General features: G+C 61.5%; 26 protein-coding genes and 5 pseudogenes. 17 read left to right on the forward strand and 14 right to left on the reverse strand.

Annotation, left to right across the window (positions count from 1 at the left end):
• Positions 1-3: 3 nt before the first annotated feature.
• Positions 4-2,919: a Tn3 family transposase gene (locus LRS09_RS29275; protein ID WP_203197003.1), complete on the forward strand. Its 2,916-nt coding sequence runs from the start codon at positions 4-6 to the stop codon at positions 2,917-2,919.
• Here the strand turns inward: LRS09_RS29275 and LRS09_RS29280 are convergent.
• The 6 genes and pseudogenes from LRS09_RS29280 to LRS09_RS29300 form a co-directional block, all read right to left on the reverse strand.
• Entirely contained in the window at positions 2,903-3,136 is a 234-nt protein-coding gene (locus LRS09_RS29280; protein ID WP_203197002.1) for a DUF6429 family protein, read from the reverse strand. The two genes, LRS09_RS29275 and LRS09_RS29280, sit on opposite strands and share 17 nt — an antisense overlap.
• A gap of 85 nt (positions 3,137-3,221) precedes the next feature.
• The gene (locus LRS09_RS29285; protein ID WP_257810727.1) at positions 3,222-3,947 is read right to left on the reverse strand and encodes a hypothetical protein; all 726 of its coding nucleotides are present in this window, start codon (positions 3,945-3,947) and stop codon (positions 3,222-3,224) included.
• Between the two features lie 15 nt (positions 3,948-3,962).
• Positions 3,963-4,334: pseudogene (locus LRS09_RS30545) on the reverse strand (TniQ family protein); the annotation flags it as partial.
• Complete coding sequence (locus tag LRS09_RS29290) at positions 4,334-5,257, reverse strand: TniB family NTP-binding protein (RefSeq protein ID WP_257810728.1); 924 nt, start codon at positions 5,255-5,257, stop codon at positions 4,334-4,336. The pseudogene LRS09_RS30545 and the gene LRS09_RS29290, both read right to left, overlap by 1 nt.
• Positions 5,254-5,679 carry a Mu transposase C-terminal domain-containing protein gene (locus LRS09_RS29295; protein WP_257810729.1) on the reverse strand — a complete coding sequence of 142 codons (426 nt, stop codon included), beginning with the start codon at positions 5,677-5,679 and terminating at the stop codon, positions 5,254-5,256. Before LRS09_RS29295 ends, LRS09_RS29290 begins: the two co-directional genes overlap by 4 nt.
• 6 nt (positions 5,680-5,685) lie before the next feature.
• Positions 5,686-6,663, reverse strand: coding sequence for a transposase family protein (locus LRS09_RS29300; protein WP_257810730.1), 978 nt, complete (start codon positions 6,661-6,663; stop codon positions 5,686-5,688).
• Positions 6,664-7,204: 541 nt separating this feature from the next.
• Here LRS09_RS29300 and LRS09_RS29305 point away from each other — a divergent pair.
• From LRS09_RS29305 to LRS09_RS29320, 4 genes are all read left to right on the forward strand, one after another.
• On the forward strand, positions 7,205-8,302 hold the full coding sequence (locus LRS09_RS29305) for a site-specific integrase (RefSeq protein WP_374684964.1): 1,098 nt from the start codon (positions 7,205-7,207) through the stop codon (positions 8,300-8,302).
• An 81-nt stretch (positions 8,303-8,383) separates the two neighbouring features.
• Positions 8,384-8,650, forward strand: coding sequence for a type II toxin-antitoxin system Phd/YefM family antitoxin (locus LRS09_RS29310; protein ID WP_257810731.1), 267 nt, complete (start codon positions 8,384-8,386; stop codon positions 8,648-8,650).
• On the forward strand, positions 8,647-9,069 hold the full coding sequence (locus LRS09_RS29315; protein ID WP_257810732.1) for a type II toxin-antitoxin system VapC family toxin: 423 nt from the start codon (positions 8,647-8,649) through the stop codon (positions 9,067-9,069). The genes LRS09_RS29310 and LRS09_RS29315 overlap by 4 nt, the downstream gene beginning before the upstream one ends.
• 224 nt (positions 9,070-9,293) lie before the next feature.
• Positions 9,294-9,503 carry a hypothetical protein gene (locus LRS09_RS29320; RefSeq protein WP_257810733.1) on the forward strand — a complete coding sequence of 70 codons (210 nt, stop codon included), beginning with the start codon at positions 9,294-9,296 and terminating at the stop codon, positions 9,501-9,503.
• Between the two features lie 72 nt (positions 9,504-9,575).
• Here LRS09_RS29320 and repC read toward each other — a convergent pair whose 3' ends face one another.
• The 4 genes and pseudogenes from repC to LRS09_RS29340 form a co-directional block, all read right to left on the reverse strand.
• Complete coding sequence (gene repC / locus LRS09_RS29325) at positions 9,576-10,892, reverse strand: plasmid replication protein RepC (RefSeq protein WP_257810735.1); 1,317 nt, start codon at positions 10,890-10,892, stop codon at positions 9,576-9,578.
• Between the two features lie 166 nt (positions 10,893-11,058).
• Entirely contained in the window at positions 11,059-12,069 is a 1,011-nt protein-coding gene (repB, locus tag LRS09_RS29330) for a plasmid partitioning protein RepB (RefSeq protein WP_257810737.1), read from the reverse strand.
• A gap of 75 nt (positions 12,070-12,144) precedes the next feature.
• Positions 12,145-13,331: pseudogene (repA, locus tag LRS09_RS29335) on the reverse strand (plasmid partitioning protein RepA).
• 1,000 nt (positions 13,332-14,331) lie between these two features.
• Positions 14,332-15,561: a Fic family protein gene (locus LRS09_RS29340; RefSeq protein ID WP_257810739.1), complete on the reverse strand. Its 1,230-nt coding sequence runs from the start codon at positions 15,559-15,561 to the stop codon at positions 14,332-14,334.
• A gap of 383 nt (positions 15,562-15,944) precedes the next feature.
• Between LRS09_RS29340 and LRS09_RS30550 the strand changes: the two are divergent.
• A pseudogene (locus LRS09_RS30550) lies at positions 15,945-16,037 on the forward strand (hypothetical protein); the annotation flags it as partial.
• A gap of 6 nt (positions 16,038-16,043) precedes the next feature.
• Positions 16,044-16,460, forward strand: coding sequence for a DUF2285 domain-containing protein (locus tag LRS09_RS29345; protein ID WP_257810741.1), 417 nt, complete (start codon positions 16,044-16,046; stop codon positions 16,458-16,460).
• An 88-nt stretch (positions 16,461-16,548) separates the two neighbouring features.
• On the opposite strand, the gene LRS09_RS29350 is transcribed toward LRS09_RS29345, so the two are convergent.
• The gene (locus tag LRS09_RS29350) at positions 16,549-17,034 is read right to left on the reverse strand and encodes a GNAT family N-acetyltransferase (protein WP_257810830.1); all 486 of its coding nucleotides are present in this window, start codon (positions 17,032-17,034) and stop codon (positions 16,549-16,551) included.
• Positions 17,034-17,322 (reverse strand): annotated as a pseudogene (locus LRS09_RS30170) (DUF1778 domain-containing protein). Before LRS09_RS30170 ends, LRS09_RS29350 begins: the two are co-directional and overlap by 1 nt.
• A gap of 446 nt (positions 17,323-17,768) precedes the next feature.
• Here LRS09_RS30170 and LRS09_RS29360 point away from each other — a divergent pair.
• The 3 genes from LRS09_RS29360 to LRS09_RS29370 all read left to right on the forward strand — a co-directional run bounded on the left by LRS09_RS29360 (position 17,769) and on the right by LRS09_RS29370 (position 20,463).
• Positions 17,769-18,734 carry a toll/interleukin-1 receptor domain-containing protein gene (locus LRS09_RS29360; RefSeq protein WP_257810743.1) on the forward strand — a complete coding sequence of 322 codons (966 nt, stop codon included), beginning with the start codon at positions 17,769-17,771 and terminating at the stop codon, positions 18,732-18,734.
• 3 nt (positions 18,735-18,737) lie between these two features.
• Entirely contained in the window at positions 18,738-19,019 is a 282-nt protein-coding gene (locus tag LRS09_RS29365) for a hypothetical protein (RefSeq protein ID WP_257810744.1), read from the forward strand.
• Between the two features lie 358 nt (positions 19,020-19,377).
• The gene (locus tag LRS09_RS29370; RefSeq protein ID WP_257810745.1) at positions 19,378-20,463 is read left to right on the forward strand and encodes a hypothetical protein; all 1,086 of its coding nucleotides are present in this window, start codon (positions 19,378-19,380) and stop codon (positions 20,461-20,463) included.
• Between the two features lie 241 nt (positions 20,464-20,704).
• On the opposite strand, the gene LRS09_RS29375 is transcribed toward LRS09_RS29370, so the two are convergent.
• Positions 20,705-20,992, reverse strand: coding sequence for a helix-turn-helix transcriptional regulator (locus LRS09_RS29375; protein ID WP_308240383.1), 288 nt, complete (start codon positions 20,990-20,992; stop codon positions 20,705-20,707).
• Between the two features lie 87 nt (positions 20,993-21,079).
• On the opposite strand from LRS09_RS29375, the gene LRS09_RS29380 reads away from it, so the two are divergent.
• The 7 genes and pseudogenes from LRS09_RS29380 (at position 21,080) to LRS09_RS29410 (ending at position 25,645) form a co-directional block, all read left to right on the forward strand.
• The gene (locus tag LRS09_RS29380) at positions 21,080-21,631 is read left to right on the forward strand and encodes a hypothetical protein (protein WP_257810747.1); all 552 of its coding nucleotides are present in this window, start codon (positions 21,080-21,082) and stop codon (positions 21,629-21,631) included.
• A 149-nt stretch (positions 21,632-21,780) separates the two neighbouring features.
• Positions 21,781-21,996 (forward strand): annotated as a pseudogene (locus tag LRS09_RS29385) (transporter substrate-binding domain-containing protein); the annotation flags it as partial.
• A gap of 22 nt (positions 21,997-22,018) precedes the next feature.
• The gene (locus tag LRS09_RS29390) at positions 22,019-22,531 is read left to right on the forward strand and encodes a transporter substrate-binding domain-containing protein (protein WP_257810748.1); all 513 of its coding nucleotides are present in this window, start codon (positions 22,019-22,021) and stop codon (positions 22,529-22,531) included.
• A gap of 8 nt (positions 22,532-22,539) precedes the next feature.
• Entirely contained in the window at positions 22,540-23,199 is a 660-nt protein-coding gene (locus LRS09_RS29395) for an amino acid ABC transporter permease (RefSeq protein ID WP_257810749.1), read from the forward strand.
• A complete protein-coding gene (locus LRS09_RS29400) occupies positions 23,189-23,848 on the forward strand; it encodes an amino acid ABC transporter permease (RefSeq protein WP_257810750.1) in 660 nt (219 codons plus the stop codon). Before LRS09_RS29395 ends, LRS09_RS29400 begins: the two co-directional genes overlap by 11 nt.
• Before the next feature lie 23 nt (positions 23,849-23,871).
• Positions 23,872-24,621 (forward strand): amino acid ABC transporter ATP-binding protein, encoded by a 750-nt coding sequence (locus tag LRS09_RS29405; protein ID WP_308240384.1) that lies wholly within the window; start codon positions 23,872-23,874, stop codon positions 24,619-24,621.
• Positions 24,622-24,631: 10 nt separating this feature from the next.
• Positions 24,632-25,645, forward strand: coding sequence for a succinylglutamate desuccinylase/aspartoacylase family protein (locus LRS09_RS29410; protein ID WP_257810751.1), 1,014 nt, complete (start codon positions 24,632-24,634; stop codon positions 25,643-25,645).
• Here LRS09_RS29410 and LRS09_RS29415 read toward each other — a convergent pair.
• Complete coding sequence (locus tag LRS09_RS29415) at positions 25,612-26,136, reverse strand: GNAT family N-acetyltransferase (RefSeq protein WP_257810752.1); 525 nt, start codon at positions 26,134-26,136, stop codon at positions 25,612-25,614. The genes LRS09_RS29410 and LRS09_RS29415 overlap by 34 nt on opposite strands.
• Positions 26,137-26,175 lie beyond the last annotated feature (39 nt).

The raw sequence follows: 26,175 nt of genomic DNA on the forward strand, positions 1-26,175 counted from the left end.
TTTATGCCTCGACGCCAAATTCTGACCGAGCGACAGCGCTCCGCACTCTTTGATCTGCCGACGGACGAAGCGTCACTGTTGCGGCACTACATTTTGTCCGATGACGATCTCACCCATATTCGGGAGCGACGCCGAGCGCGCAATCGTTTCGGCTTTGCCCTGCAACTGTGTGCCCTGCGCTATCCCGGTCGGCTGCTGTCCCCTGGAGAGCTTATCCCGCAAGAGCTGTCCCGGTTTCTGGCAGCGCAGCTTGGGCTGAGCGTCGGGGACCTGGCCGAATACGCGGCGCGGGAGGAAACACGCCATGAGCATCTGGCCGCGTTGCGTACGATCTACAGCTACAGGAGCTTTGCCGGTCGTGGCGCCCAGGAACTGCGGGACTGGCTTGCCACTCAAGCCGAAGACGCGCGTTCAAACGAGGACCTCGTGCGCCGGTTTGTCGAACGATGCCGCCAAACCCAGATCATTCTTCCGGCAATCACGACGATCGAGCGGTTGTGCGCCGATGCTCTGGTGGAAGCCGAGCGCCGGATCGAGATGAGGATTGCCGAGCGTCTTGATCAACCCATGCGTGACCAGCTCAACGCGCTGCTGACGGAAATGGTCGAGGGCAACATCAGCCGCTTCATCTGGTTGCGCAAAATCGAGACCGGCGACAATTCGGCCATGGCCAATCGTTTGCTCGACAGGCTCGAATTCCTGCAAAACCTCGCTCTCGACCCACAGGTGCTGGCCGGTGTTCCGCCACACCGGGTTGCTCGGCTCCGCCGACAGGGTGAGCGGTATTTCACCGATGGTTTGCGCGATATTGGCACAGACAGGCGTCTGGCTACACTCGCTGTCTGCGCGGTGGAATGGGCCGCCGCGACCGCCGATGCCATTGTCGAAACCCATGATCGAATCGTCGGCAAAACCTGGCAGGAAGCCAAACGGCTCTGCGACGGACGAGCCGCAGATGCCAGGACCGCCGTAACCGATACCTTGCGGGCCTTTTCCGGTCTCGGCATGGTGATGCTCGAAGCGCGAGACGACGGCACCTCCCTGGAAGCGGCGATCGCCACATCACCAGGCTGGACGGAACTGGAGAAACTGGTCGCCACTGCCTCGCAACTCACCGATACACTTGCCGCCGATCCGCTGGCCCATGTCACGCAAGGTTTTCATCGCTTCCGGCGTTATGCGCCGCGTATGCTGCGCAGGCTGGATATCAAGGCGGCCGCCGTGGCCACGCCGCTCATGGAGGCGATTGCCCTGGTCAGGGGAAAATGCGATCCACCGTCACTGCCTACAGCTTTTTTGCGATCGACCTCCAAATGGAACCGGCATCTCAAAACGCAAGACGAAGGCGACAATCGTTTGTGGGAGGTGGCGGTCCTGTTTCACTTGCGCGACGCATTCCGCTCCGGCGATGTCTGGCTTGCGCACTCACGCCGCTATGCCGATCTCAAACAGGCACTGGTGCCGATGGCGGCCGCCCAGGCCACGGCAAGATTGGCGGTTCCATTCGAAGCCGAGGCGTGGCTTGCCGATCGCAAGGCCAGAATGTCGGACGGGCTGAAACGCCTGGCGAAAGCTGCCCGAACCGGGACCCTTCCGCTCGGCAGCATCGAGGACGGTGTCCTGCACATGGAACGCCTGACAGCAGTGGCGCCCAAGGATGCCGACGAGCTGATCCTCGATCTTTACCGGCGTATGCCGGAGGTGCGCATAACCGACATTCTACTGGATGTTGAAGCGGCGACGGGGTTTGCCGATGCCTTCACCCATCTTCGCACCGGCGCACCCTGTCAGGACAAAATCGGTTTGCTGAATGTGATGCTTGCCGAAGGCCTCAACTTCGGACTGAGAAAGATGGCCGAGGCTTCAAATACCCATGACTACTGGCAATTGTCGCGCCTGTCGCGCTGGCATGTCGACAGCGACGCCATCGACCAGGCTCTCGCCATGGTCGTCGCGGCCCAGGGGCGTTTGCCCATGGCCCAATTCTGGGGAATGGGCACTTCGGCTTCCAGCGACGGTCAGTTCTTCCCGACCGCCCGACAGGGCGAGGCGATGAATCTCGTCAACGCCAAATACGGCAACGATCCCGGCCTGAAAGCCTATACGCACCTGTCAGATCAGTTTGCCCCTTTCGCAACCCAGCTCATTCCGGCAACCGTCAGCGAGGCACCTTACATTCTCGACGGACTGCTCATGAACGAGGCCGGCCAACGCGTACGGGAGCAATATGCCGATACCGGCGGCTTCACCGATCATGTCTTCGCCACCGCCTCGATCCTCGGCTACCGCTTCATCCCCCATATCCGGGATTTGCCATCGAAGCGCCTTTATGTGTTCAACCCCGCCGGGACACCGAGCGAGTTGCGCGGCCTGGTCGGCGGCAGGGTCAGGGAAGACTTGATCGTCTCGAACTGGCCCGACATCCTGCGCAGCGCCGCGACCATGGTCGCCGGCATCATGCCGCCGAGTCAGTTGCTGCGAAAATTCGCATCCTATCCGCGCCAGCACGATCTCGCGCTCGCCCTTCGTGAGGTTGGCCGCATTGAGCGTACGCTCTTCATCATAGAATGGATCCTCGATGCCGACATGCAGCGGCGGGCTCGTATCGGCCTCAACAAGGGCGAGGCGCATCACGCGCTCAAGAATGCCTTGCGCATCGGCCGGCAAGGCGAAATCCGCGACCGAACGACTGAGGGCCAGCACTATCGCCTCGCCGCCCTCAACCTGCTTGCCGCCATCATCATCTACTGGAACACGGTGCATCTTGGTCAGGCCGTCGCGCAACGTAGCAATGCCGGCCTCCCCGTACCGCTAGAATTGCTCTCCCATATCTCGCCGCTTGGATGGGCGCACATCCTGCTGACCGGCGAATACAGATGGCCAAAAAATGGCAGCAGGCAATCTATTTTGGGGAGGTGAACAAGATCTGGAAAAGCTCCTCCGCTCGCTTCAACCCTTCATCCGTCAGAACGACAGATTTCGCCTTATTGACCGGATCGGCAATCAGCCCCTTGCGGTGCAACCGATCCAACGCATCCCAGTCATGCCCCCTCCAGGCTCGCCGCTCGTCATGCACCGTCAGCCACAGCAGCCCCAAAACCGCATCATCAATTCTATCGATATCAACGTCATCCATGCCGCCAAAACTACCACAAAGCGCTCAAAATCACTCGCTTGCTATCCAATTCAGACCAGAAATCCCTTAACGTAGGATTCCGCCCTCAGCCGGAGCCGACCCGAAGCACAGCATCGATCAGGCGCGCCCGAACCCGCTCCCGCTTTCGCCGAGGCAGCTCTTCCGCTGCGATCCAGTTCGGATCAGCCAGAATTTGACGGGCCAGGCGCTCGTACTCTGCCGCCGAGCGCTTCAGCAGCTGGACGTGCGACCATCGGCTTGAGCTTGAGAGGCGGATCTGTCGTGACGCGGCGCGCCGCACCAGATGGGCAGCAAAAGGCGGCATTTCCCCGTCACCGCGCAGATCGACGCCGAAAACATCGTCGAGAGCCAGCAGCGTGACGACGCGCCAGCGCACTGGCAATTGTGCAAGCGGAGTTTTGGCGCCGACGGCATGCCTGACGTCATAGGGACATCGCCAGCCCGCCTGGTTGAACCACAGGGCAAGCACGGGCCGCGCGGCTGCCGGATGATCGAGCGGCGCCCAAAGGATCGCAAGCGCCTTCTCGAACTGCGCCCGCTCAGGCTTTTCGCCATTTAAGCTTGCGGTGATCCGCTGCTGGACGGCAAGCGCCCTGCTCATAAGGGTAACGTCGTGCGGCCGACCGCCCTCCCCTCCCCTACCGGCCAGAAGCAGGCCGCAATAGCTGCATGCGGGCTGCGCGCGACCGTCGAGCAGGCGGAAGGCCACGGAAAGACGCCGGTGGCACGAGACACAACGATCCTGCAGCAGCCGGCCGTGAACTGGGCAGATGCTGCGCTCGGCAAGCATCCAGCCGGCTCGCAAATATCCGTCGCGCCCTGCGGATTGATCGGCAGCGAAGCAGGCGAGACAGACCGGGGGCGATCCCGTCACTGTCGACGGCGTCCACTCCGGTCCCCGGCTCCCGTACCATGCTCGAGTGCGGCGCGGGTAGCGCCAACTCAAGGACAGGCGACGCAATCGATCAGGGTCGACACCGCAAGCCCGGGCCCACACCCTCGTCTGGCCGGCCGCCGGAGCGGCATCGTCGATAGGCACGGGTGACGACAGGCCACTGAGATAACCGGCCAGTTCCGGTGCTGTAAGGCCATAGCGATGTGCCACCCGCGCCATCCAGGAGGACAGCAATTCGTCGCGATAGGGTCGCGGCGCGACCGGTAGACGACCCGGCCGCATCACCCGGCTGCCGCCTGCGGCATCCGCCGGCGTGCCGATTGCGTCATCGACACAAGCGGCAGGACGAGATCCTCCCCGAAACTGTCTCGATCAAGCCGTTCCCTTCCCGACCGGATCGCCTCCTCGGCGGCCGTTTCGATCAGCCGGAAAATCCGCGCCGTGACGCCGCTGGTGAGCCTGTGGATCCGTTCACGAACCGCGGCGCTTTCGAGATCAGACGGCGCTCGCAGCGGCAGAATGCCAGCCAGGCTCTTCAAGAGCCGCGCAAAGGCGTGGTCGTTCTTCCAGGGTTTTAGGTGAAACGCCTCGAAGCGCTCGGCGAGCTGCGCGTCGGTGAGCAAGGCCTGGCGCGCCAGATCGGTGCCGGCGCAGACAAGCGGCACTCTCAGGTCGTTCGCGAGAAACCGTAGCGCATTCAGAAAAATCCGCTGCTGCCGATAGGTCCCCGCCAGCATGCCGTTCACCTCGTCGAGCACGATCATCCTGGCGCCGACGGTGCGCAGCAACGAGCGGCAGATGTCCTTCTCGCGGGCAAGTGTGCCGCCGACAAGCGCGGGAGCCTGCAGGCTGGCCAACAATTCCCGATAAAGGTCGCGCTCCACCGGCTCCGAGGGCACCTGCGCCACGACGACCGGTCTGTTCGTAACGCCGGTCGACTGACTGAAAGTGGCCGCGTGTGCACGCTCGAATTTGCGGACGATCTTGGTCTTGCCCATGCCGGTGTCGCCATAGATCAGCAGGCAGGGCATGCGGTCACGCGGCGGATAGGCCAGCAACGCATTCAGACGAACGAGTGCGGCTTCCGCCTGGTCGAAACCGATCCAGCGGTCGCCCTTGATCCAGGCAATGCGCTCGTCATCAGGCAGCGCGGCATGGCGGTGGTAGCGCTCGTCGAGGTGATCGTAGGTCCCCTCCCCTCTCACGACCATTCCTCGACGGCATAGACCGGGATCTTGCTCCAATCGATCGGGCGGTCTTCGACAGCTTGCGGAGGCGTGGTGGTCCGTGCCGGCGATTTATTTGGCTCAGAGGCGAGCGCCCGGTCGCGCCTCTCCGCCAGTTGACGCGCCGCCTTTGTGCGCCTGGTAGCCTCATGGACCAGCGCGCGCTGTGCTTCGATGGTCTCGAAGATCAACTGCTCGTCGACCAGCGCCAGACCACGCTCCCGCAGGGCGGTCCGGGCGCGACGATGCTCGCCGAGCGTGATCGCCGGGCGGCGCAGATCGGCAAAGCGGATAGGCCAGCGCGTCCCGTCCGGGGCGCGCACGAAAACCCTCGAAAGATCGCGCGGATCGTAGGAAACACGCAGCGGCCGATCGAGCCGGCCGGCCCAGATGCTCAGCACGTCATCTCAGTAGCGAAGACCGAACAGGTGAATGCCATCACGCCGCACCAGCCGATCGACGCTGGGCAGGAAATCGACCATGAAACCTGCAAGATCATGGGGATGACGCACGGGCCTGTCACGAAGGGCCGCAGCCTCATGCCAAGCTGCGAGCGGCGGAATCCCAAGCGTTCCGTGCCGATCGGCGTGGTAGCGCGTGATCTCGAGCGCCATCCACCGCTCCAGTTCATCCATCGTCATCGTCGCATTGGCGGCGGAATCGTAGCCGCCGCGCTCCTCGATGCCGCTGAATGTCGTGCCCGGCAGAAGATGGACCGCGCCCATCATGGTGCCGATCAGCCGTTCGATGTGCCCGCCATAGTGGGGCGTGGCGATCGGACGGTGGATGAGTTCAATGCCATATTCCTCAGCGCCGCGCCGCAGGGCGCGTGATCGGAATTCCTTGGCGTTGTCGACATGGATCGCATCGGGAAACCCGGAGGTCGGCCACTCCGCATCGATCCCCAGCCCGCCGAGCCATGCCTCTTTCGGCTGCACGAGGTGCTGGATTGCGAGCGCGACCGAAACCGTCGACGGCGCCTCGAGCGTCAGGTAGAAGCCCGCGACCATGCGGCTTGCGACGTCGATGGCGAGCGTCAGCCACGGCCTCTGCAGCGGCCGACGATACTGGCGATCGACGACAATGACATCGACCAGCGTATGGTCGATCTGGACAATGTCGAACGCGAACTCAGCGGTATATTCCCCCGGCACTGGCCGGAAGCGATCGCGTGCCGCCTTCGATCCTTCCCGTGCCCTGGTCAGTTCGGCGGGGTCCGCGGCCACGGTCCGCGTCTTCACCGCATGCCAGGATGGTGCGCGCACGCCACGCGAACGGCAGAGCCTGCGGATCTCCTTGTGTAGCCGATTGATGCTCGGCTTCTGGCGCGTCCTGTAGAAGTCCCGGAGCGCTTCTGCGATCACCGCTTCGGTCTCGTCCGGCAACCGGCGGCTGCCTTGTCTCGTGCCGGCCGGGCGAGGCAGCAGCGAACTCGTGACCGGACGCTCACGATACGCCCTGATCAGCTCGTAAAGGCGGGTTCGCTTGAGGCCGAGCTCATGGCAAGCCCGCAAGAAATCTGATCGACTGGGGCAGTCGAGCGACGCCAGCCTCCGGATCACGGCCTCCCTTGCAACCGCCTCATCCCAGGCGGCATCATCGATCGTATCCTTGTCGGGTCCGTGAACCACAGCGGCCTCGCTGTAAAGTTCGTCCGCTCGAATGTTACGAAAAATCCGCTGATTCGGCTAGAATCCGCCAATGAAACCCAAATATGATTCGCGCCCGATCAATGAGTTGCCGTCCGTTGATAAAACGCGAGCGACAGCCCAAAACGTCGAGCTGAAGCCCGAAAAACACGTCGCGCGACCCTCCGGACCGTCCCACAGCACAGGGGCGGCGGACGATGTTTTGGCTGCGCGGTCGTCGGCCGGCCTGGAGGCGGACGACGACGATTTGCCCGACATTATCGACCTCGTCATGGAAATGGGCCGCGTCCCGGAAGAGGCGCCGGCGGATGCGCAGGCCCTCCGCTATGGCTCCGGGCGTTCGTCACCCCCCCCCCTTCCGGTCGTCTCGAAGCCGCGCCTGCCAGCGCATCTCGACGCGCTGGCCGATCGCGCCCGCGATTATGTCGAGGCGGCGAGTTCGGCGAATACGCGGCGCGCCTACGCCTCCGACTGGAAGCATTTTGCCAGCTGGTGCCGCCGCCAGGGTTTTTCCCTCTTGCCGCCCGATCCCCAAGTGGTCGGGCTCTACATCACCGCGCTGGCGTCCGGCAGTGCAACAGGCTCAGCATCAGGGGACAAAAAATCGGTGTCGACGATCGAGCGCCGGCTTTCTTCCCTCACCTGGAATTTTGCCCAGCGCGGCCAGCCGCTCGACCGAAAAGACCGGCACATCGCCACCGTCATGGCCGGCATTCGCAACAAGCACGCCGCTCCGCCCCGCCAGAAGGAAGCGATCCTGCCCGAAGATCTGATTGCCATGCTGGAAACGCTGGATCGCGGCAGTCTGCGCGGCCTGCGCGATCGGGCCATGCTGCTTATCGGTTTTGCCGGCGGCCTGCGCCGCTCCGAAATCGTCGGTCTCGACGTCGGCCGCGACCAAACCGAAGACGGACTCGGTTGGATCGAAATCCTGGACAAGGGCATGCTGGTGACGTTGCGCGGCAAGACAGGCTGGCGTGAAGTCGAGATCGGACGCGGCTCTTCCGACGCCACCTGCCCGGTGGTCGCCCTGCAGACCTGGCTCAAGCTCGGTCGCATCGCGCACGGTCCACTGTTCCGAAGGGTGACAGGACAAGGCAAAACGGTTGGCGCCGAACGGCTGAACGACCAGGAGGTGGCCCGCCTTGTCAAGCGCGCTGCCCTCGCAGCCGGCGTACTCGGCGATCTTTCGGAAGGAGAACGTGGAAAGCTCTTTGCGGGCCATTCATTGCGCGCCGGCCTTGCCTCCTCAGCCGAGGTCGACGAACGCTATGTGCAGAAACAGCTTGGCCACGCCTCGGCCGAAATGACCCGCAAATACCAGCGGCGGCGCGATCGTTTCCGCGTCAATCTCACCAAGGCGTCAGGGCTCTAAAAGCCCCCTCCCCTCTCCTGTTGCAGCCACATCGGCGATCCCATATAGTTACGATAGTCAAAGTGGTCATGGAGACCAACGATGCTATCTGCACCCAAAGAAGATGCCAACTGGACCGTTGCCGGGGCCAAAGCCCGGCTGTCGGAGGTCATCGAGCGCGCGCAGTCTACACCCCAAACGATCACGCGGAACGGCAAGCCAAGCGTCGTGGTTGTCTCGGCCGAGGAATGGCAACGCAAGACGGTGCGCAAGGGCACGCTTGCGGAGTTCCTTATGGATTCGCCGCTGCGCGGCGTCGATCTCGATCTCGAGCGTCAGCGCGACGAACCGCGTGATCTGCGGCTGTGAGGCTGTTGCTCGATACGAATGTCTTGTCTGAGGTGACGAAGCCGGCGCCGGATACGCGTGTTCTGAAATGGCTGAACGGCCTCGACGAGGACCGGTCATTCATCAGCGCTATCTCGATCGCGGAAATCCGGCGCGGTGTCGCCCTCATGGATCCCGGTCGCAAGCGCGAGGCACTCGCCGAATGGCTTGCAGAGGATTTGCCGCAACGCTTCGAACACCGCGTTCTTCCAGTCGATGAACCCGTAGCATTGGCCTGGGGCGATCTGATGGGCCTTGCAAAGCGAAGCGGCCGCGGCCTGTCATCGATGGACGGACTGATCGCGGCCACCGCGATTGCCCACGATCTCACCTTGGCGACGCGGAACAGGAAGGATTTCGAAGGTTTTGGGTTAAAGCTGCTCGATCCGTGGACCGCATGACTCTTGGTTGAACGTCGACCGGTTGGAATGGCGGAATCAACAAACATGCGGCAGTTCTCGAACGCGTCATCGGTCAAGAGCCTTCTTGATCGGGCGAAGCGCAACGGCTTGCTCAGTGAGACTTGAGAGACAAGGATTGGAGTGGCGCGAACGCAATACCTATCGCGCGCCCTGATCGTAGCCGGGAATAGGCGAAGAAATCGTAAACGAGGGAGTTCGCTGTCATGGAACCCAGGATCGTCGACAGCCGAGACGATTTCGCACAATGGGCGATCGATCGGGCCAATGCGATCCTGACCGATCAGGGTTCGGACCTGGCCACCGCCGCTCGCAATGGGAACGAAACCCAAGTGGGCGAGACGGCTCAGGCGCTTGGTCAGGCGATCGTCGATGCCCTGCTCGAGGCGTACGACGGTCTCGTGGGCGACGAATGAGCCCTTGGCTCGACCCACGCGCGCGGCCGTACCACCGATCAGCCGTTTGTGGACGCACCGATCCATCCGGTATCACGATTTCGGCCTGCGCAGACTGCGAAGAAGCGCGTCCGACACCTCGAGCCGCCCTTCTGTCTTGTCGCCATCGTCCGGCGGCCCGCCACGGGTCTGGGCAGCGGTCTTTTCGGCATCGAGTTTGGCGCGTAACAGCGCCATCACCATCGGCCAGGCTGAGAATTTCCCGTCGCGGGCCCGGTCCGTCAGGCTGCGCAAATAGCCGCCGGCACTGTTGATCTGGTCGGCGCGCTGATAGATCGCGGCCAGCGTGATCGCCGCCTGGCGCTCGCCCAGCGCCTCGCAGGCCTCTCGCCAGGCGCTGGGGCTTACCCCCAGCATCGGCCGGGCGACCTCCGCCGCCGCCAGAAAATCCCGCCAGTTACGGATTTCGCCATCCTTGGCCAGCTCGCGCCAGTTTCCGCAGGCGTCCAGCACGATCCCCAAAGGCAATTCCCGCTTGGGCAGGCTGTGCAGGTTGTCGTTTTCCGCAGCGTCGCCGCCCGCTTCTTCTTTATTTCCTAAGCCGTTTTCAGATTCAGATATGGAGTCTGGATTTGAATTCTGTATGTGGCGACCGGAATGGGACTCATTGGCGTCCGGATTCTGTGTTTCCGTGAAAGATTCCAACACGTCACGAATTTCAATCCAGAGCAGTTCAAGGTCCTCGCCGATATCCTCGAGGAGTTGCCGTGGAGCGGTTCGGGGGAGGCGGCCGATGATCTCGTGATAGGTCCGGATCTTCTTGCCCCAATTGCCAGGAACGCCCTCCTCTATGCCGGCGTCGATCATCTTCACGATGTCCCGGCGCAACAAGGTCAGGCGCTCTCTGGCAGCCTTGTGGGCGCGCTTTTCGGCCTGAACCATCTCCGCCAATTCGGCGAACTCCTCGGCTCGCGCGATGATCGGCGACAGATCGAAGCCGTAGGCCTGCTCGATCTGTCCACCCCTTCCCTTGCGTGCAAAGCGTTTGCCGTTCGGGCTGTCCCGGCGGATGATCAGCCCGCAATCGACCAGGACGGCCAGATGACGCCGCAATGTTGTCGCCGGCATGCCGTTCGCTCGGGCCATGAGCTGCTCGTTCGACGGCCAGACCACGAGCTCGCCCTCGGCCGAAAGCTCCATACCCCGATGGAAGGACAATAGCGCGTTGAGGATCGCCAACGCGCGATCCGTGGCGCCAACCAGATCCTTGGCTTCGCGTATGGATTTGAAGACGTGCCATTTTTGAACGCTGGCCCCTTCCGGCAAGGCGTTCGCTGCGACCTGACTGGCCATCATGGCGAGCGTCATCGGCCGCCGCCCAAAGGGCGTCGTTGTGATATGCGTCTGCATCTTTCTTCACCTATTGCTAGGCAAAAGAAATCTGCTCGCCGAATCGGCGCTCAAACCGACCTGAATGGTCTTGACTATGATTCGCGGAAGTGGGATTCTCTCAGTCGCCAAACTTAAAGAGAAGGTCTTCCGGAATTGCCGTTTCGGGGGCCTTTTTCTTTTGCGCTCAGTCTCCGTTCGTGGTTGCTCGTTTTTCCAGACGGAAAGCCTCATACAATTGGCTGAGATTTTCCGAGAGGTAGTCACCAAACGCTGCTGCGTCGGTCCCCTTCGCCTTGAGGGCGATGGTGAATTTCTTGCCACTGGCCACCATCTCCGCGGCGACACGCCCATCAGACGGCGCCCAGCTGCGTTTGGATGGCGCCTGCGCGGCACGGCGGCGCGGCTTGGATGCCTTCAGCTTCGCGACGATCGCATCGAACCGCGCTTCGCTTGGCATCCCATGAAAATCGGAACTCGATGCCAGAGCCAAGGCAGTGTCGACATTGCCCGGCTTGTCGAGGAGAAGCTTGAGCTCATACCAGCGATCACGACCGACAGCCTTCGCGCGGCCGATCGCTTCGAGCAGATCCTTGGGCATCGAGGCGACAGAGAGCATCTTTGAAAGCGTCGGCCGATCGACACCGATTGCGGCGAGGGCTGTGGCGTTGTCCTCGTCGAATTTCCGCTGAACGATGTCGGCGGCAAACAGTGCTTTCTCGATGAAGGACGTGTTCGCTCGCGCGTTGTTTTCCTGTCCCTGGGCGATCACATGATCGCGCTCGGAGATATCCTTGATGACAGCGCGAAGTTTGAGACCAAGCTCTTTTGCGGCGCGCCAGCGGAGGCGACCGAAGACCAGCATGTAGCGGCCGGGCCGCTGCGGGTGAGGGCGAAGGAGCGCCGGCGAGTTCTGGCCGGAACTGCGGATCGACTCCAACACCTGAGCGTAGTCGGCCTCGTAATCTTCCTGATCGACGTTGAGCCGGTCGTTGGCGAAAGATTGGTCAACCAGGCCGGGGTCAACCTCGATTATCGTCTCACCCTCGAGCAGCTTGCCTGCCTGGGCCGCCATTTCGTCGATCGTGCTTATGAGCGAGCGTGATGCCCCCTTGAAGGTGTAGTCTCGTGCAACTGGGCGCTCGGCGGGAGCGTCGCCGTTGTCCATGATGCTGGCAAAGGGATTTTTCCGCGCCATTTGACTAGCACCCCCTTATGCGGCTTATGCGCTTGAATCCGTGGGTTTTTTTGGCGGCTTTGACGGCAGTCAACATTATAACCGCCCCCATGCCTGGTGGATCAGTCCCTGAATCTCGAAGTTCACGGCATCCATGCTGTCGATCGCCCGATCATAGGTATCGCGATTGAAGTTCGATCGCTCGACCTCATAGAGCGTCTGCTTGGTGAGGCCGGCGTCAGAAATCGCCGTGGATTTGAGCATCGGGCTTTTCAGGATTTCCTCGGCAAGCATCGACTGCATGAAGCCGACCATCTGCGCCTGGGGAATGTCCGTGGGCTCGTATCGAGTGATGAGATAACGCAGCCAGTCCAGCTGGACCTTCGCGCCAGCATTCTTAATGGACTTCATGATATTGCCCAGCATCAGCAGAAACTGACTCATGGACATCAGGTCCAGCATCTGCGGGTGGACGGTGATCAGAACCGAGGTGGCGGCCGACAGTGCCGACAGCGTCAGATAGCCAAGCTGCGGAGGGCAATCGACGACCACGACGTCGTAGCGCTCACTGACCGAATCCAATGCCCGGGCGACCCTCGTGAAGAACCGCTTTCCTTCCTGAGACGGAGACTGCATGGCAAGCGGCGTCTCGTACTCATATTCCTGCAGCTCCAGGTTTGCCGGGATGATGTCGAGCAAGGGGAAGTTCGTCTTGCGGATGACATCTTCGGCCGGGGCGGGGTTGTCGTACCGGATCGCGTCGTAGAGCGAAGGGTTCTTGTCAAGTTCCGGCTGGAAGCCATGCAGGGCTGAAAGCGAAGCCTGCGGATCGAGATCCACCGTCAGGACCCTGTGACCGGTGAGCGCCAGGTGCTGCGCGAGGTGCGCAGTGGTGGTGGTCTTTCCCGATCCACCCTTGAAGTTGACGACCGCAATGACCTGCAGCTTCTCGCCAAGTTTGCGGTAGGGCACGGCTTCTTGGAATCCGATCGCCCGTGCTTATCGAGATAGTCCCGAAGCTCGGTCATCTGCTCGGCCGCGTAAAAGCGCCGCCCGCCGGCACCGACGAAAGGCTCAGGACCTTTCTTTTCAAGATGGAGGCGCTTCAGATTGTTCGGACTGATCCCAAGATAGTGTGCGACTTCGGCCATCGAAAATCGCCGAAGGGTCTTCTGTCCCTCCGTCGGAAACTTCTCGACGCGCAATTGGTCGAGCTTGCGCGAGATCTCGGCCCCCTGGGCAAGGATCTTGTCGTCAAACTCAAAACTTGGGAGAAATGTCATCTCCGCTTTGTCCCCCGAACGAGAAAATAGCGCCATATTCGACCTTTCGGCCAATCTAGCGCCAGTATGAGCGATTCCCGTTCCCTGGCAAGCGATTTTGGGTTAACGAAACCTTAAGACATGCCCCGGTCCATTCCAATAAGATCACTCAGCAGAGCCTCACAGTCCGGATCCGCGGCGTCGGCAATTACGCTTTCCATCGCGTTTTCAATCGCTTACTTGCTCCGAGGTTGGCATTCCGAGAGAACATTCAATGCTACGTGCCGCTGGCTTGATCCATGCAGAACCCTGCGGAGTTTCACAGTCGTGCATTGTGTCAAACTGGGTGAGTCAGCGCGACTGCCGCTCCCTTGCGACGACTCACTTTCACCCGAGAACAGCCGACTCTTAGCCGGCTATACGACGTCCACGGTGACTCGAAGATCATTGACCGGCGGACGCGGCGAGTAGACGACCTCAATCCCCTCCGATCGATCGTCTTTCTCGGCAGAGGCAACTATCACCGACCTGAATCCCTCGCGCCCAAACGATTCAGCCAATGAATTGGACGCGGGCACCGGAAGCCGGTGACAATCAGACATGGTCGAGCCGAAGCTCCAAGTTGTCCTTGAGCGCCGCGATTGCGTCCGCAACGTCGCGAGGTTTTATACGTGCTATAGAACCGTCGTTGTACGGTGATGCGGTCCTGATGCGCGCATGGGGGGCGGATCGGCTCGCTCGGCCGACAACGACTTGACCTCTATGCGTCGGCCATTGAAGCACGCGAAGCGCTCGAGGCCTGGCTCGCGCGAAGGGTCCGGCGGGGCTACACGCCCGTCACTTCCAAGGTCACATTCCAGTCCAAGGGGCCATAGTCACCGGCAATTGCTGCCGCAGCTGCAAAGGAGCTTGCACAGCGGCATAGCGCCGACCGTGTCGATACTCGGCGACCGAAGGCAGTGTTCCTACTCTTTTGTCGGGTCGGCTTGGGTTGTTCTGGGTGTCACCGCCGATATCCCACTCATCTGAAAGACAGTGAGGGCGGTTCCGGGACGTTGGGTTCAACATCGGTGAACAGATTAGGAAACAGCCGTTCCCTGAAATCGAGAGGGAAGGCAATGCGTACCGGTGCCTTCGGAGTGTCCGACTTTAGAAAACCGCGCTCGACCAGATCCGACAGCGTGCTCCTTGCCGTACGCTCGGATGTCTTCAGCACGAAATTGGCCTCACCACGGGGCAGCCTCCCGTGCCGCAATACGGCCGCCACCAGATCAGGTGCTCGTTTGTCGTCGACGACATCTTTTATTAGGGCGCGGTAGCGAGCAGCGAGCCGTCCGAGGTCGAACATTGCGTTAGAGAATCGCACCTGGTCGAGCGCGACCGTAAGGAACCATTCGACGAAATCCTTGAGTGCCGATTCCGAAAGATTTCCTCGTCCATCGCGATCGCCTTGTCTGGGACTGTCGGCGTGATCCATCATGCGCTTGTATTCGCCACGATCTTTCAGGCCACGAGCGAGGCCACGAGACATCGACCACAAGCCGTTGCCTCCAATCCCGGCCTTGAGGGCCATGGCGTGAGACATCAGGCGGCTGACGCGACCGTTGCCGTCTGGAAACGGGTGGATGTAATTGAGGCGGTGATGAGCTGACGCAATCGCTATGATCCGCAGGCTGGCCCGCTTTTCGGCCATCCCATACCGCTTCTGAAAATACTCCATAAAAGCCACCACCCTGTCAGACGATGGCGGCAGATGGCGGCCGACAGCGACATCATGATCCGCGGACAACCGGAACTCGCCGGGCACGATCTCGGTCTTGGTGCCGTTAGGTTTGTCGATGAATCGGAATTCCTCGGGCATCTCGTTGTAGAAGGCGCGGTGAACCCAACGGATGAAATCGATCGAAGTCGGGCTCGGCAGCTCGCCACGCAACCCGAGGCCGTCAATCGTCCTCTGCACTTCGACATGGGCCTTCGCCTCCAGGGCGAGGGGACGACGTTCAGGATCTATCTCGGCTCCGGCCAGTGCGCGCTCGATATCTCGAGGTCGGGTGTTGTGGCCTTCGATCAAATTCGAATAGTAAGAATTCATGACTCGTACGAGATCGGCCAATTCGTCGGCCGACTCCGGATGCAGGCCTCGGCCGAGTTCATCGGCGGCCTTCTGCAGCTCGATCGCAAGATCGGCCAGAGCGGTCGGCACCGCGTCGTCAAAAAACAGCGGTTCGATGCGGGCAGGGGTTTCAAGCATTCTTTGCCGATCTCTATCGCGCCTCAATGGATTGCAATGTAAGGCATTAGAGGCAACAAGTCAGCACAATTGCCGATATTGGTTGCCGATCTCCCTTGCCGATATCGGCCGCCGATTAGGACGCGAACCGAATATGCCTCAAACGGCCGGCCGGACAGGGGAGCGATTTCGGACATTCGCTTGCCTTTTGCCATCCAGCTCAGGCAGAGCCTCTCTCTGGGGCTTAGCTTGACCGCGACAGCAGGCGCTGGCTCTAGCATCCAGCGCCGCGCATAGACATCCACGTGCGATGCTATCGAAGCGGCAAGGAAACCGCTATCTCGCAGTCGTGGCAATCGACGGTTTTCCGGCCGAGAGCTGGCCGGGCATTCTCAATTCTCTGGATCGTCACCGCCGCGCCGCACGGCTTTGGTGCGCCTCCGCTTCCTGACCCGCTTGAATCGTCCTTCAGCGCATCGGCCGCCGACGGCCTGCACGCCATCATGGCGGACGACCATGGCGATCATCGCATCTGGTTTCCGCACGGCGAGCATCCTGCCAGTGCCGCTTTCCTCATCCCGCGCGACGCGCATTTTCTGTGGCGCATCCGCAGTGCGCTATGCCTCCACCGGCTCCTCGGCGGCCAGCCGTCAGGTGCGTGGCCCCGCGAGCAGCGCCTGACCCGCTTTCAGGTTCATCGAGCATCCCTCATGCTGCGCGCCTGGGATGGTGTCGAGTCGGGAGCAACGCGTCGCCACGTCGCCAGCGTAATCCTCAATCCTGATGTCGCCTTCATGCGCGCGCTCGACTGGAAGAACGCATCCGAACGCCGTCGCCTTGCCCGTATCCTCAAAGCCGCCCGGGAAACCATCGATGGCGGGTATCTGCACTGGCTTGTTCCAAGATCGCGACGGTCGTGAATCCTGCTCTAGCAGCCATCCTGGTGCCAACCAAACGTCAGGTAGAAGGTCGGCGGTTGGGACTGCTCAGCTCTGCCGAAGGCTCAAGTCAGACTGCCGACGAATGCTTGAGCGAGAGCACCAGCGTCATGGGATGACTGGGGGAGCAGTGGAATCCGTAATGCTCATAAAACGCCTTGGCCTCGTCGGAAATCGCATGAACGAGAAGGCCGCGAATGCCCATGATGGATGCTGCCTGCGACGTGCGCAGCACGGCATCCTGCAAGAGTGCCGCCCCCAACCCCTTGCCCTGCCACTCGCGATCGATGGCGAGCCGGCCGAGAACCGCCATGGGAATAGGGTCGGGCATGTTTCGGCGGACCGATCCGGGCGCGTCGGCCAGATCGAGCGCGCCGGACGCAAGACAGTAGTAGCCGACGACGCGCCGCTCGACGGCAATGACATAGGTGCGCGAAGCGCCGCTGACCTGATTGGACCGGGCGCGGCGACGCAGCCATTCATCTAGGGAGCCGTTGCCGCTGTGGAAAAGGTCGAGGTCGTGGGATTCCTCCAGCAGCGCCGGCGCGGAGAGCATCAAGGCTGCCAAGGTTTGCGCGCGTTCATCAACCGCTCGAAGCCTTCGCCGCCCGGTGGCTGGTCGAGGAGGAGAGAGGTAATGCCGGTAGCTGTCCTCATCGACCCGCACGAGGGTCTGGTCGAGCAAGGCGTCTTCGGCGGCACGATAAGCCGCGTCGATCATGAAATCCGTACGGCTTTTGCCGCGAATACTCGCGGCACGGTCGATCACCTTGCGCACGTCCTCGCGGATGCGCAGGTGAACCGGCTTGGCGTGTGAATCGATCAAAGGTGATTTCGTGGCCATGGGCGGCTCCTTTCCTAGCCGTGGTAGCACAGGCTGACACACAATGTGTATCTATATCTGCCGTCGCGCCAGGGTTTACGAGGGGGAGCCCGTAAAGGTTGCGATGGCCAAGGGGCCCGGCACACGATCGAGGTGATCGACAAGGCGCTCTCCGCTCCCGATCATCCTGGCCGCTATCGGTGACTACTTCCGCGCTCCGGCGATGAGGGACATAGCCCTGGCATGCCGACTGCACTGTGTATCGACCAATCGCGCCATTTCCTGGAAGGGGACAATGGCCGGAGAGCATTGAGCGAGCGCAGCAAATCAGATTTGCCAAACTATGAAGAATGTCTCGGGCTACAATGGTGCTCTACTATGATGGGGCGAGTCGCGTTCGTTTGCTTTGGGCGTTTGCAGCTTTGCGGTCGAAGCAGCGCAGGCATAATTCACTTCACGAGGGCACATTGGCGGGCGTATTCTTCTCATATTCTCACGCTGATGAGGCGCTGAGGGATCAACTCGAAAAGCAGCTGTCGATGCTGAAGCGCCAAGGGGTGATCGATACCTGGCACGATCGCAGGATTGGAGCCGGCCAGGAAATCGCCCAAGCGATCGACGAGCAGATCAATCGCGACGACATCATCCTGTTGCTCGTCAGCGCCGATTTCCTAGCTTCCGATTACTGCTACGACATCGAGGTGAAGCGGGCGATGGAACGACATGAGACCGGAGAGGCGATCGTCATTCCGGTTATCCTGCGGGCTTGCGACTGGCATCATGCGCCATTCGGCAAGCTCAACGCCGTGCCGCGCGACGGCAGGCCGATTACCCAGTGGGCGGATATCGACGAAGCATTCCTGAAGGTCGCGAAAGCCGTTCGGGAGGCTGCAGCTCGACTGAACAAGGCTATGCTTTCACAAGCAACTGCCATGGGTGCACCGAATACCTTCCAACCAGCGCCACGTGCAGCCGAAGGACCGCGTTCCAGCAACCTACGTCTGGCCAAGTCCTTCACGCAGCGGGATAAGGACCGATTTCTGGCAGAAGCGTTCGAATTCATGGCGCGCTTCTTCGAGAACTCGCTGGCCGAACTCGCAGACCGCAATCCGGGTATCGAAGGAGCGTTTCGACGGGTCGACGCAAACCGCTTCTTTGTGACCGTCTATCGTGATGGAAAGGACATTGCCAAGGCGACCATCTACATGGGCGGTGACAGCTTCGGAGGCGGCATCAATTACGTCCAAGGCCACACGACGGCCAGTAATACAATCAACGAGTCGCTCAGTATCGCAGCCGACGATCAGACCATCTACCTGACGGCAATGGGCATGATGCACTATGGCGTCCAGAAGGAGAGGAAGATTTCCCACGAAGGTGCTGCAAAACTCTATTGGGAGAACCTGATCCGTCCGCTGCAGGAAGGGTTGTAGTCGATGCTTGCGCCTGAAGAATTTACGGTCGGAACGTTTGCCTCGGCTCCCGCCGGAAGTCTTATTCTGCCTCGCAACAAGCATGAGGCGACAGCCATTGTCGGGCTACTTGACGATGCACCCACAGCTGTCCTTCTCGGCAATCGGTTCCCATTCCACTATTTTCCAACTGCCGGTTCAGAAACCTGGTCCGGCATGATCATTCCAAAAGTGCGTGTCGAAGTCGATGAATCTACGGCCTTCGATCCAGCGTATGGTGGTTCTCCTCTTGGAGTACCGTGGTGAGAGCAGCTGCCGAGTTGAGTATATACGGGACAACTGAGAGATCTTTTGGACGGCATGTTGCCGTGTCACTGGTTTCAAACCTGCCAGCTACCCCTGACGGCAGTGTCGGGTTTTCGAGATGGCAGGTTGTTCTGGGGGCAGGCACCGAGAAACGGATACTCTTCAAGGTCGATGTGCCGACCGCAGATCGATGAATCGCAAATAGCTTCTTGATAGAATTCTTGCGGATGAGTTTTTGGCGCTTCGAGATTGTTCTCACCGATCCTGGGGTCGCGATTCCTTATGCTGGGATAACGCCAGCTGATGTAACGCTATCGCTCCTGTCTTCTGCTATCATTCTTCCACAGGATTCGAAGTGATGCCCCTCGGACGCGATGCACGCACGCTTAAGTCAAAAGCGATCTGCTCCCTCCGGATCGCAATGACCTCGTTCAACTCCTATGACGAGGATGGGCGTGTCACGTCGGTGCTGCTCCACCTGCAGCATGCCGTCGAAATGCTCCTGAAGGCCGTTCTTTGTCAGCGGAAAGCCAAAGTCTTCGACAAGGAGACAGGGAAGTCGATGGGCTTCGAGAAATGTCTCCGCCTCTGCCAAGCCAACCACGGTCTCACGGAGTCGGAAGCCGGCATTTTCCGCGCCGTCGATGCTCTTCGGGACGCCGCCCAGCACTGGTTCATCTTTGTGTCGGAGGACCCGCTATATATGCACACCCGTGCGATGATAACGGCATTCGATGCCTACCTGCAGCTCCATCTCGAGACTGACCTCAACTCTCACATTCCCCCGCGCGTACTCCCTGTATCGACGATGCCGCCCGGCGATTTTGATTTCCTGGTGGACCGGGAATACAACCTGATCACCGACCTTCTTGCGCCGGGAAAGCGGCAGCGTGACGAAGCCCGCGCCCGCATCCGCTCTCTCCTAGCCATGGAGGCTGTAGTTCACGAAGGCGTCGAGATATCGGAGAAGGATATCAACCGCATCGAGAAGGCTGTGAAGGAGGGCAGGTCGTTCGCTGAGGTGTTCCCACGCCTGAACACGGTTAGCACCGAGACCGGTGGCGAAGGCCCGACGATCACGGTGCACTTCACCAAGAAGCAAGGTGCACCGGTCCAGTTCATCGCGGGTGATGATCCCGCGGGAGCGGCTGCTGTGCGCGAAGTCGATCTCAACAAGAAGTTCTATTTACGTGCCAGCGACTTGGCCAAGAAGCTAGCGCTGACGGAGCCGCGCTCACTTGCCCTTCGGCGGCACCTCGAGATCGACAAGGACGGGGGTTGCTGTCATGTTTTCGAGTACGGCAACCTGAAGATCCCGTGCTTCTCCGATAACGCCAGGAACAAGATGAAGCATGCGATCGACGACGGCGTCGACATGAACGACGTGTGGCTGAAGCATCGCCCTGGGAATAAGAAGAAGGCGGCCGCTGCCAAGCCCAGGTAAGCGGTCTGCTCTTCTTGGTCGAGCCAGCGCGCGCAGGTCATAGTTCAGCTGAATGACTAGTTTCCAGGGCAGTAGCGATCCTTTGGAGCCTCCCGGAATAGTTGCCGAGAGCACCTCGGGGTCGTGCTAACGTCAAGCCGACCACGGCTATGCTCTGGTCGTCCAGCTCACTGTCCTCGTTGCTGACCATGCTGCTTTGCGTTTCCGTAATGGCTGATTTAGACAAAGCCCTTCGCGCCTTTCAGCCTTGATCGGATCGACGCGCCAAGCGCACGCCAACGCCGCCACCGTTCTCGGGGATAAACTCAATTCCCGCAGCTTCCAACGAGCGAACTAGCGATTGCATTGTCGTCTGGCGGGGTGAGGTCTGTCCGCTTTCGATTCGTGCCAAAGTTCGAATCGTGACGCCGGACGCAGCTGCCAAGTCGTCCCGGTTCCAATTGATAAGCGCACGGGCTGCTCGCAGCTGTTCCGGCTTAATGTCTCTTTTCATGACATTTCTTCTTGATAAAGTCACAAAAAGTGACATAAGGTCGGCACTACAGATTCGGCCGCACGGGATGCCTTCAACATCCTGCGCGGCCTAACCAATACCAAGCTGTCTGGAGCTCGGATCATGGCTGATTCCGACAATACCACGACTTTGCCTTCCGTCACGCTTGGACGGGAGACGTCCACGATCCGTTCCGCGGATTGTGCGCCGACCCGCACGGACCCGGCCCTGGCGTTGTCACAGGCTTGGACCGAGGCGCATGCCGCGATGGCGGAGCAATGTCTCAGGCAACAGCGGCTCGAGACCGAGCTGCTGGAGCGCAGACGATCCTCGGGAAGCCTCGACGGAAAACCTGCCGGCAGGGCAGGGGGCCGCGACGGCACGAGGCGGGCCTATGCAGAGGCAAAGGCGGCCGAGGCGCTGGCTAGTAAGCGCGAACAAGAGCTGCTGGAGCGCCTTGTCCGGACGCCCGCAACCTCGCTCGCCGGGGTCGCCGCGAAGCTCTCCGTCATCGTGACCGAGGCGGAGGACAATACGGACCTGACGGATTTTCCGGTGCCGCATATGCGATCCGCACTCGAGGATCTTCGACGTTTGATGAACCGGGCGACCGTCGATGCCTGTCCGGTTCCGGAAGGCGGCCGCGAAGACGTCGGCGGCCTTTGCCGCGCGTGACATCAAGCAATTCAACGGGAGAGGTGAAAATGGCTGCACAGGCCTTGAGGAAGATGGGGCTGTTCGGGATGGCGGCGGCGCTGCTGCTGGCCTGTTACGGGAACGCGTCCGCCGAAACGACGAAGGAACGGATCCTGCGCGAAGGGCGGATGGTCATCGGCATCCACAACCGCTCGCCCTGGGGATTTCGCGACGAGAAGACAGGCGAACCCACCGGATGGCATCCCGACATTCTCAAGGCCGCCTTCGCCGATCTGGGCGTCAAGGACCTCGAATTCCAGGTGACCGAGTTTGGAGCCCTGATCCCGGGCCTGCTCGCCGGCCGCTTCGACGTCGTCGCATCGGGTCTGGCGATTACGCCCGAACGCTGCAAGCAGGTGGCCTTCGGTGCGCCGGACCTCCAAGCCCCGGACGCAGCGATCTGTACTTGCCGGCAATCCGAAGAAGATCCACGGTTACGCCGATATCGCCGCCCAGGAAGCGATCATCATGGGCGCAGGGCGCGGCAGCGTTGTCACCACCAACGCCAAGGCGGCCGGCGTGCCCGACAGCCGCATGCTGCTGTTTCCGGACATCGAATCGAATCTGTCCGCGCTGCGTGCCGGCCGCATAGACACCGCACTCATGGCGTCGCCGACCGTCATCGGCCTCCTGGCCGGCAAGGGTGCACAGGGCCTGGAACGAGCCGAACCCTTCGATGTGGGCGAAGCCCACACGAACTTTGCGGCCATCGCCTTCCGGCAGGAGGATGTCGATCTGCGCGCCACATACGATGAACAGCTGGCCAAGCTGAAGAAGACCGATACTTTCGCCGACATCATGAAGAGATACGGCTTCGGCGACGCAGAAGCCGTTCCACAAGGCGTCACCACGGCCGACCTGTGCAGCAGAAAGCCTTAAGGATGCCGATGAGCCTGTTCGACATCTGGCTAGGCATTCTGCAGGGGCTCGGCACGACCGCCGCCGTCACTGCCTATGGTCTGGTCTTCGCCGTTCCATTTGCGCTGGTGTTCGGCGTCGCCCAATATCTCACGCGTGGCGTCGCCCGACTGCTGGTAACCGGCGTCATCGAGTTCTGGCGCAGCTCTGCCGTCATCATCCTGCTATTCGTCTTCTACTATGCGCTGCCCGTCTTCGGCATCACCTTGTCGGCCCTGACGGTCAGCGCCATGGTTCTTGGCCTGAATGCCGGCGGCTATGCCAGCCAGGCGGTGCGCGCCGGCCTCCAGGCGCTCCCGTCGGGCCAGAAGGAGGCCGGCGTGGCCCTTGGCCTGTCGCGACCGGCAATTCTCCTCCTGATCGAACTGCCGCAGGCACTGGTCGCGATGAGCCCGACCTTCGTCAACACGCTGATCCAGTTGGTCAAGGCGACGGCGCTGGTGTCGCTCGTGACGCTGACCGACATGACCTTCCGCGCCAAGGAAATCGCGCAGGTCGAGTACAATCCTGTCGCGATCTACACGGCGCTGCTCCTCGCCTTCTTTGTCGTTTGTTACCCGATCGCGCTGGCCGGCCGCTGGCTGGAAGCGCGTATCGCCGCACCGGGGAGCCGCTCCCGTGGGATTTGATCTGGCCTTCGCCCTGTCCAGCGTACCGACGATCCTCGGCGCGGTCGGCACGACACTTTGCGTGGCGTTCGTCAGCTGCGTCGGTGCCGCTGCAATCGGCTTTTTCTTCGAGATGGTGCGCCGCGCCGGTGGAATCGCCGGCCTCACCGTCGGCTTCGTGATCGACTTCATCCGGTCGACACCTGTGCTGGCCTGGCTCTATTTTCTGTATTTCGTCCTCCCCTTCTACGGCATTCGCCTCGGCTCGATGACTGTCGGCGTCATGGGCCTCAGCCTCTATTACAGCGGCTATCTGGCTGAGGTCTTCAAGGCGGGAATCGATGCCATCCCGAAGGGCCAGTCGGAAGCGGCTCGTGCGCTGTCGCTGGGCCGGCGCGACACCGTTCTCTATGTGATCGCGCCCCAGATGCTTCGCAACATTGCGGCCCCACTGGGCAACTACTTCGTGTCGATCCTCAAGGCGACGCCGTATCTGGCGGTGCTGGCTGTTCCCGAAATGCTGGGACGCGCCTTCGATATCGCCTCGGAGACCTATCGCTACACCGAGCCGCTGGTCGTGGCCGGCCTCATCTTCCTGGCGCTCGCCCTGGTCATTTCCCACGGCGTCAAACGTCTGGAGCGGCGGCTGCTTGCGGTCGGCACACGATAGATCACGAAAAGTCAGGTCAAGCCATGCTCGCACACTCGGAAATCATCGTCGGCATCGAGGGCCTCAACAAATGGTTTGGCGCGCTTCACGTGCTGAACAACATCGACCTCGATGTTGCAAGCGGTGCGCGCGTCGTCGTGTGCGGACCGTCGGGCTCGGGCAAATCGACCCTCATCCGCTGCATCAATGGGTTGGAAAGCTATCAGGAAGGCACGCTGCGTCTCGCAGGAACGACACTCGGCCTCAATGCCAGGGAGACAGCCACCGCGCGCCGCCAGACCGGCATGGTGTTCCAGAGCTTCAACCTGTTTCCACATCTGACGGTGCTGTCCAACTGCACGCTGGCGTTGCGCCGCGTGGCCGGCAAGGGTCGCGGAGAGGCGGAAGATATCGCCATGGCCCATCTGGAGAAGGTCAGGATACCAGAGAAGGCCATGTCTTATCCCGGCCAGCTCTCCGGTGGGCAGCAGCAGCGCGTGGCGATTGCCCGGGCACTGTGCCTCAATCCCCGAATCATGCTCTTCGACGAACCGACCTCGGCGCTCGATCCGGAGATGATTAAGGAGGTGCTCGACGTCATGGTCGCGCTGGCCCGTGACGGCATGACGATGGTCTGCGTCACCCATGAGATGGGCTTTGCCCGTGAAGTCGCCGACCAGGTCGTCTTCATGGACGGCGGATGCATCCTCGATCGCGCGCCCGCGCGCGACTTCTTCGGCTCGGCGGGACATCCCCGCTCGCGGCTTTTTCTGGAAACGATCCTGAAACACTGAGAGAGCGTCAATGACGGGTTACACGCAGGTTTGGACGCCGCTCGATCTCGAGGCGGACGGGAAGCAATGCGACTGGCTGCGCGTGCCCTATTCGACGGACCTGTCGGGCTATGGCGTGGTGCCGATCCCCGTCGTGTGCATTCGGAACGGCGCAGGTCCCACGGCTCTACTCATGGCTGGCAGCCATGGCGACGAATATGAAGGGCAGGTCGCGCTTGCCGCGCTGGCGCGTGAGATTGATCCGGCCGATGTGAAGGGGCGGATCATCATCCTGCCCGGGCTCAACGCTCCCGCCGTCGAGGCCGGCCGGCGCGTCTCGCCGCTGGACGCAGGCAACCTCAACAGGTCCTTTCCAGGCGATCCCGTTGGCGGGCCGACGGCGATGATCGCGCACTACGTCACCACCGTGCTCCTTCCCATGGCGGATCTTGCCGTCGACCTCCACGCAGGCGGACGATCATGTGACTACCTGCCATGCGCGCTGATCAGAAGCGGGGGGACCGAAAAGGAGCAACGGGAGCTTGCCGACCTCGCGGTCGCGTTCGGCGCTCCGATCACCTCCATCAGCGACGGTTCTGGCGGCGGCGGCAGGACCACGTTCTCGGCAGTCGGGCAGGGGCTTGGGGTGCCGGTGCTGACCGCCGAACTTGGCGGCCGCGCTACCCTGTCGCGGGAGGGGTTGGCGATCGCCGAACAGGGACTGCGGCGCATCCTGAAGCGCGCTGGCATCCTGCCGCGCATCGAGACCGACACCGCTACGCCGACCCGTTTCATGCGAGTTCGGGACAGGGGGGCCTTCGTCTACGCGATGCACAAGGGGCTGTTTGAACCAGCGGTCGATCTTGGCGCAGTGGTCCAGTCCGGTCAGCCGGCCGGGCTCATTCATTGCATCGATCGGCCGTGGCGAAAGCCGGAAAAGGTCGTGTTTACGGAGGACGGGATGGTTGCCTGCCGCCGCGCGCCCATGCTCGCCGCGGCGGGCGATTGCCTCTACAAGCTCCTGGTCGATGTCGAGGCTGGCTGATCAGCGCAAAGACGTTGGATCGGAGCGATCATGATTTTTTGGCGCCCGATCCGCCCGTCGACGATCCGCCCCGTGGGCACCAGCCCGCAGGAAAGGTTCAAGTTGAAGGCCGCGAGATTGGCGACGTTCACGCTCGACATGACATGGGTGACGGCCGGCCGCTCTCGTGCGATCCATTGAGCTGCAAGACGGATGGCGGCCTTGCCGTAGCCGCGCCCCTGGAGGCGCGCGTCGATCCGCAGATTGTTCAGCGTCATGCAACCTCTTTCTGCCCAGGCGGGCAGGGCTGCGTCTTCCCGTGCAACGATGAAACCGACAACGCGATCATCATCGAAAAGCGCAAATGGCGTTTGGCGTGGCGGCGAGGCGCGCAACTGATCGAAAATGCCAGCGATTGATCCCCCGGAATAGGGCTCAGTGTCGGGATCGACAGCTATGCCGGCGACCATTTCCTCATCATTGAGACCGATCTCACGCAACACAGCCGTCATTCCGGCACGCTCCCATCCGACAATCCTGCGGTCAGGCTG

It is taken from the genome of Mesorhizobium sp. J428 (genome assembly GCF_024699925.1).
Lineage (GTDB): Bacteria > Pseudomonadota > Alphaproteobacteria > Rhizobiales > Rhizobiaceae > Mesorhizobium_A.

Excerpts from the sequence above, each read along its gene's own strand:
- LRS09_RS29275 (WP_203197003.1), top strand. The coding sequence starts at position 4 with ATGCCTCGACGCCAAATTCTGACCGAGCGACAGCGCTCCGCACTCTTT.
- LRS09_RS29280 (WP_203197002.1), bottom strand. The coding sequence starts at position 3,136 with ATGGATGACGTTGATATCGATAGAATTGATGATGCGGTTTTGGGGCTG.
- LRS09_RS29285 (WP_257810727.1), bottom strand. The coding sequence starts at position 3,947 with ATGCTTGCCGAGCGCAGCATCTGCCCAGTTCACGGCCGGCTGCTGCAG.
- LRS09_RS29305 (WP_374684964.1), top strand. The coding sequence starts at position 7,205 with ATGGGCCGCGTCCCGGAAGAGGCGCCGGCGGATGCGCAGGCCCTCCGC.
- LRS09_RS29310 (WP_257810731.1), top strand. The coding sequence starts at position 8,384 with ATGCTATCTGCACCCAAAGAAGATGCCAACTGGACCGTTGCCGGGGCC.
- LRS09_RS29320 (WP_257810733.1), top strand. The coding sequence starts at position 9,294 with ATGGAACCCAGGATCGTCGACAGCCGAGACGATTTCGCACAATGGGCG.
- repC (WP_257810735.1), bottom strand. The coding sequence starts at position 10,892 with ATGCAGACGCATATCACAACGACGCCCTTTGGGCGGCGGCCGATGACG.
- repB (WP_257810737.1), bottom strand. The coding sequence starts at position 12,069 with ATGGCGCGGAAAAATCCCTTTGCCAGCATCATGGACAACGGCGACGCT.
- LRS09_RS29340 (WP_257810739.1), bottom strand. The coding sequence starts at position 15,561 with ATGCTTGAAACCCCTGCCCGCATCGAACCGCTGTTTTTTGACGACGCG.
- LRS09_RS29345 (WP_257810741.1), top strand. The coding sequence starts at position 16,044 with ATGGCGGACGACCATGGCGATCATCGCATCTGGTTTCCGCACGGCGAG.
- LRS09_RS29350 (WP_257810830.1), bottom strand. The coding sequence starts at position 17,034 with ATGCTCTCCGCGCCGGCGCTGCTGGAGGAATCCCACGACCTCGACCTT.
- LRS09_RS29365 (WP_257810744.1), top strand. The coding sequence starts at position 18,738 with ATGCTTGCGCCTGAAGAATTTACGGTCGGAACGTTTGCCTCGGCTCCC.
- LRS09_RS29370 (WP_257810745.1), top strand. The coding sequence starts at position 19,378 with ATGCCCCTCGGACGCGATGCACGCACGCTTAAGTCAAAAGCGATCTGC.
- LRS09_RS29375 (WP_308240383.1), bottom strand. The coding sequence starts at position 20,992 with ATGTCACTTTTTGTGACTTTATCAAGAAGAAATGTCATGAAAAGAGAC.
- LRS09_RS29380 (WP_257810747.1), top strand. The coding sequence starts at position 21,080 with ATGGCTGATTCCGACAATACCACGACTTTGCCTTCCGTCACGCTTGGA.
- LRS09_RS29395 (WP_257810749.1), top strand. The coding sequence starts at position 22,540 with ATGAGCCTGTTCGACATCTGGCTAGGCATTCTGCAGGGGCTCGGCACG.
- LRS09_RS29405 (WP_308240384.1), top strand. The coding sequence starts at position 23,872 with ATGCTCGCACACTCGGAAATCATCGTCGGCATCGAGGGCCTCAACAAA.
- LRS09_RS29410 (WP_257810751.1), top strand. The coding sequence starts at position 24,632 with ATGACGGGTTACACGCAGGTTTGGACGCCGCTCGATCTCGAGGCGGAC.
- LRS09_RS29415 (WP_257810752.1), bottom strand. The coding sequence starts at position 26,136 with ATGACGGCTGTGTTGCGTGAGATCGGTCTCAATGATGAGGAAATGGTC.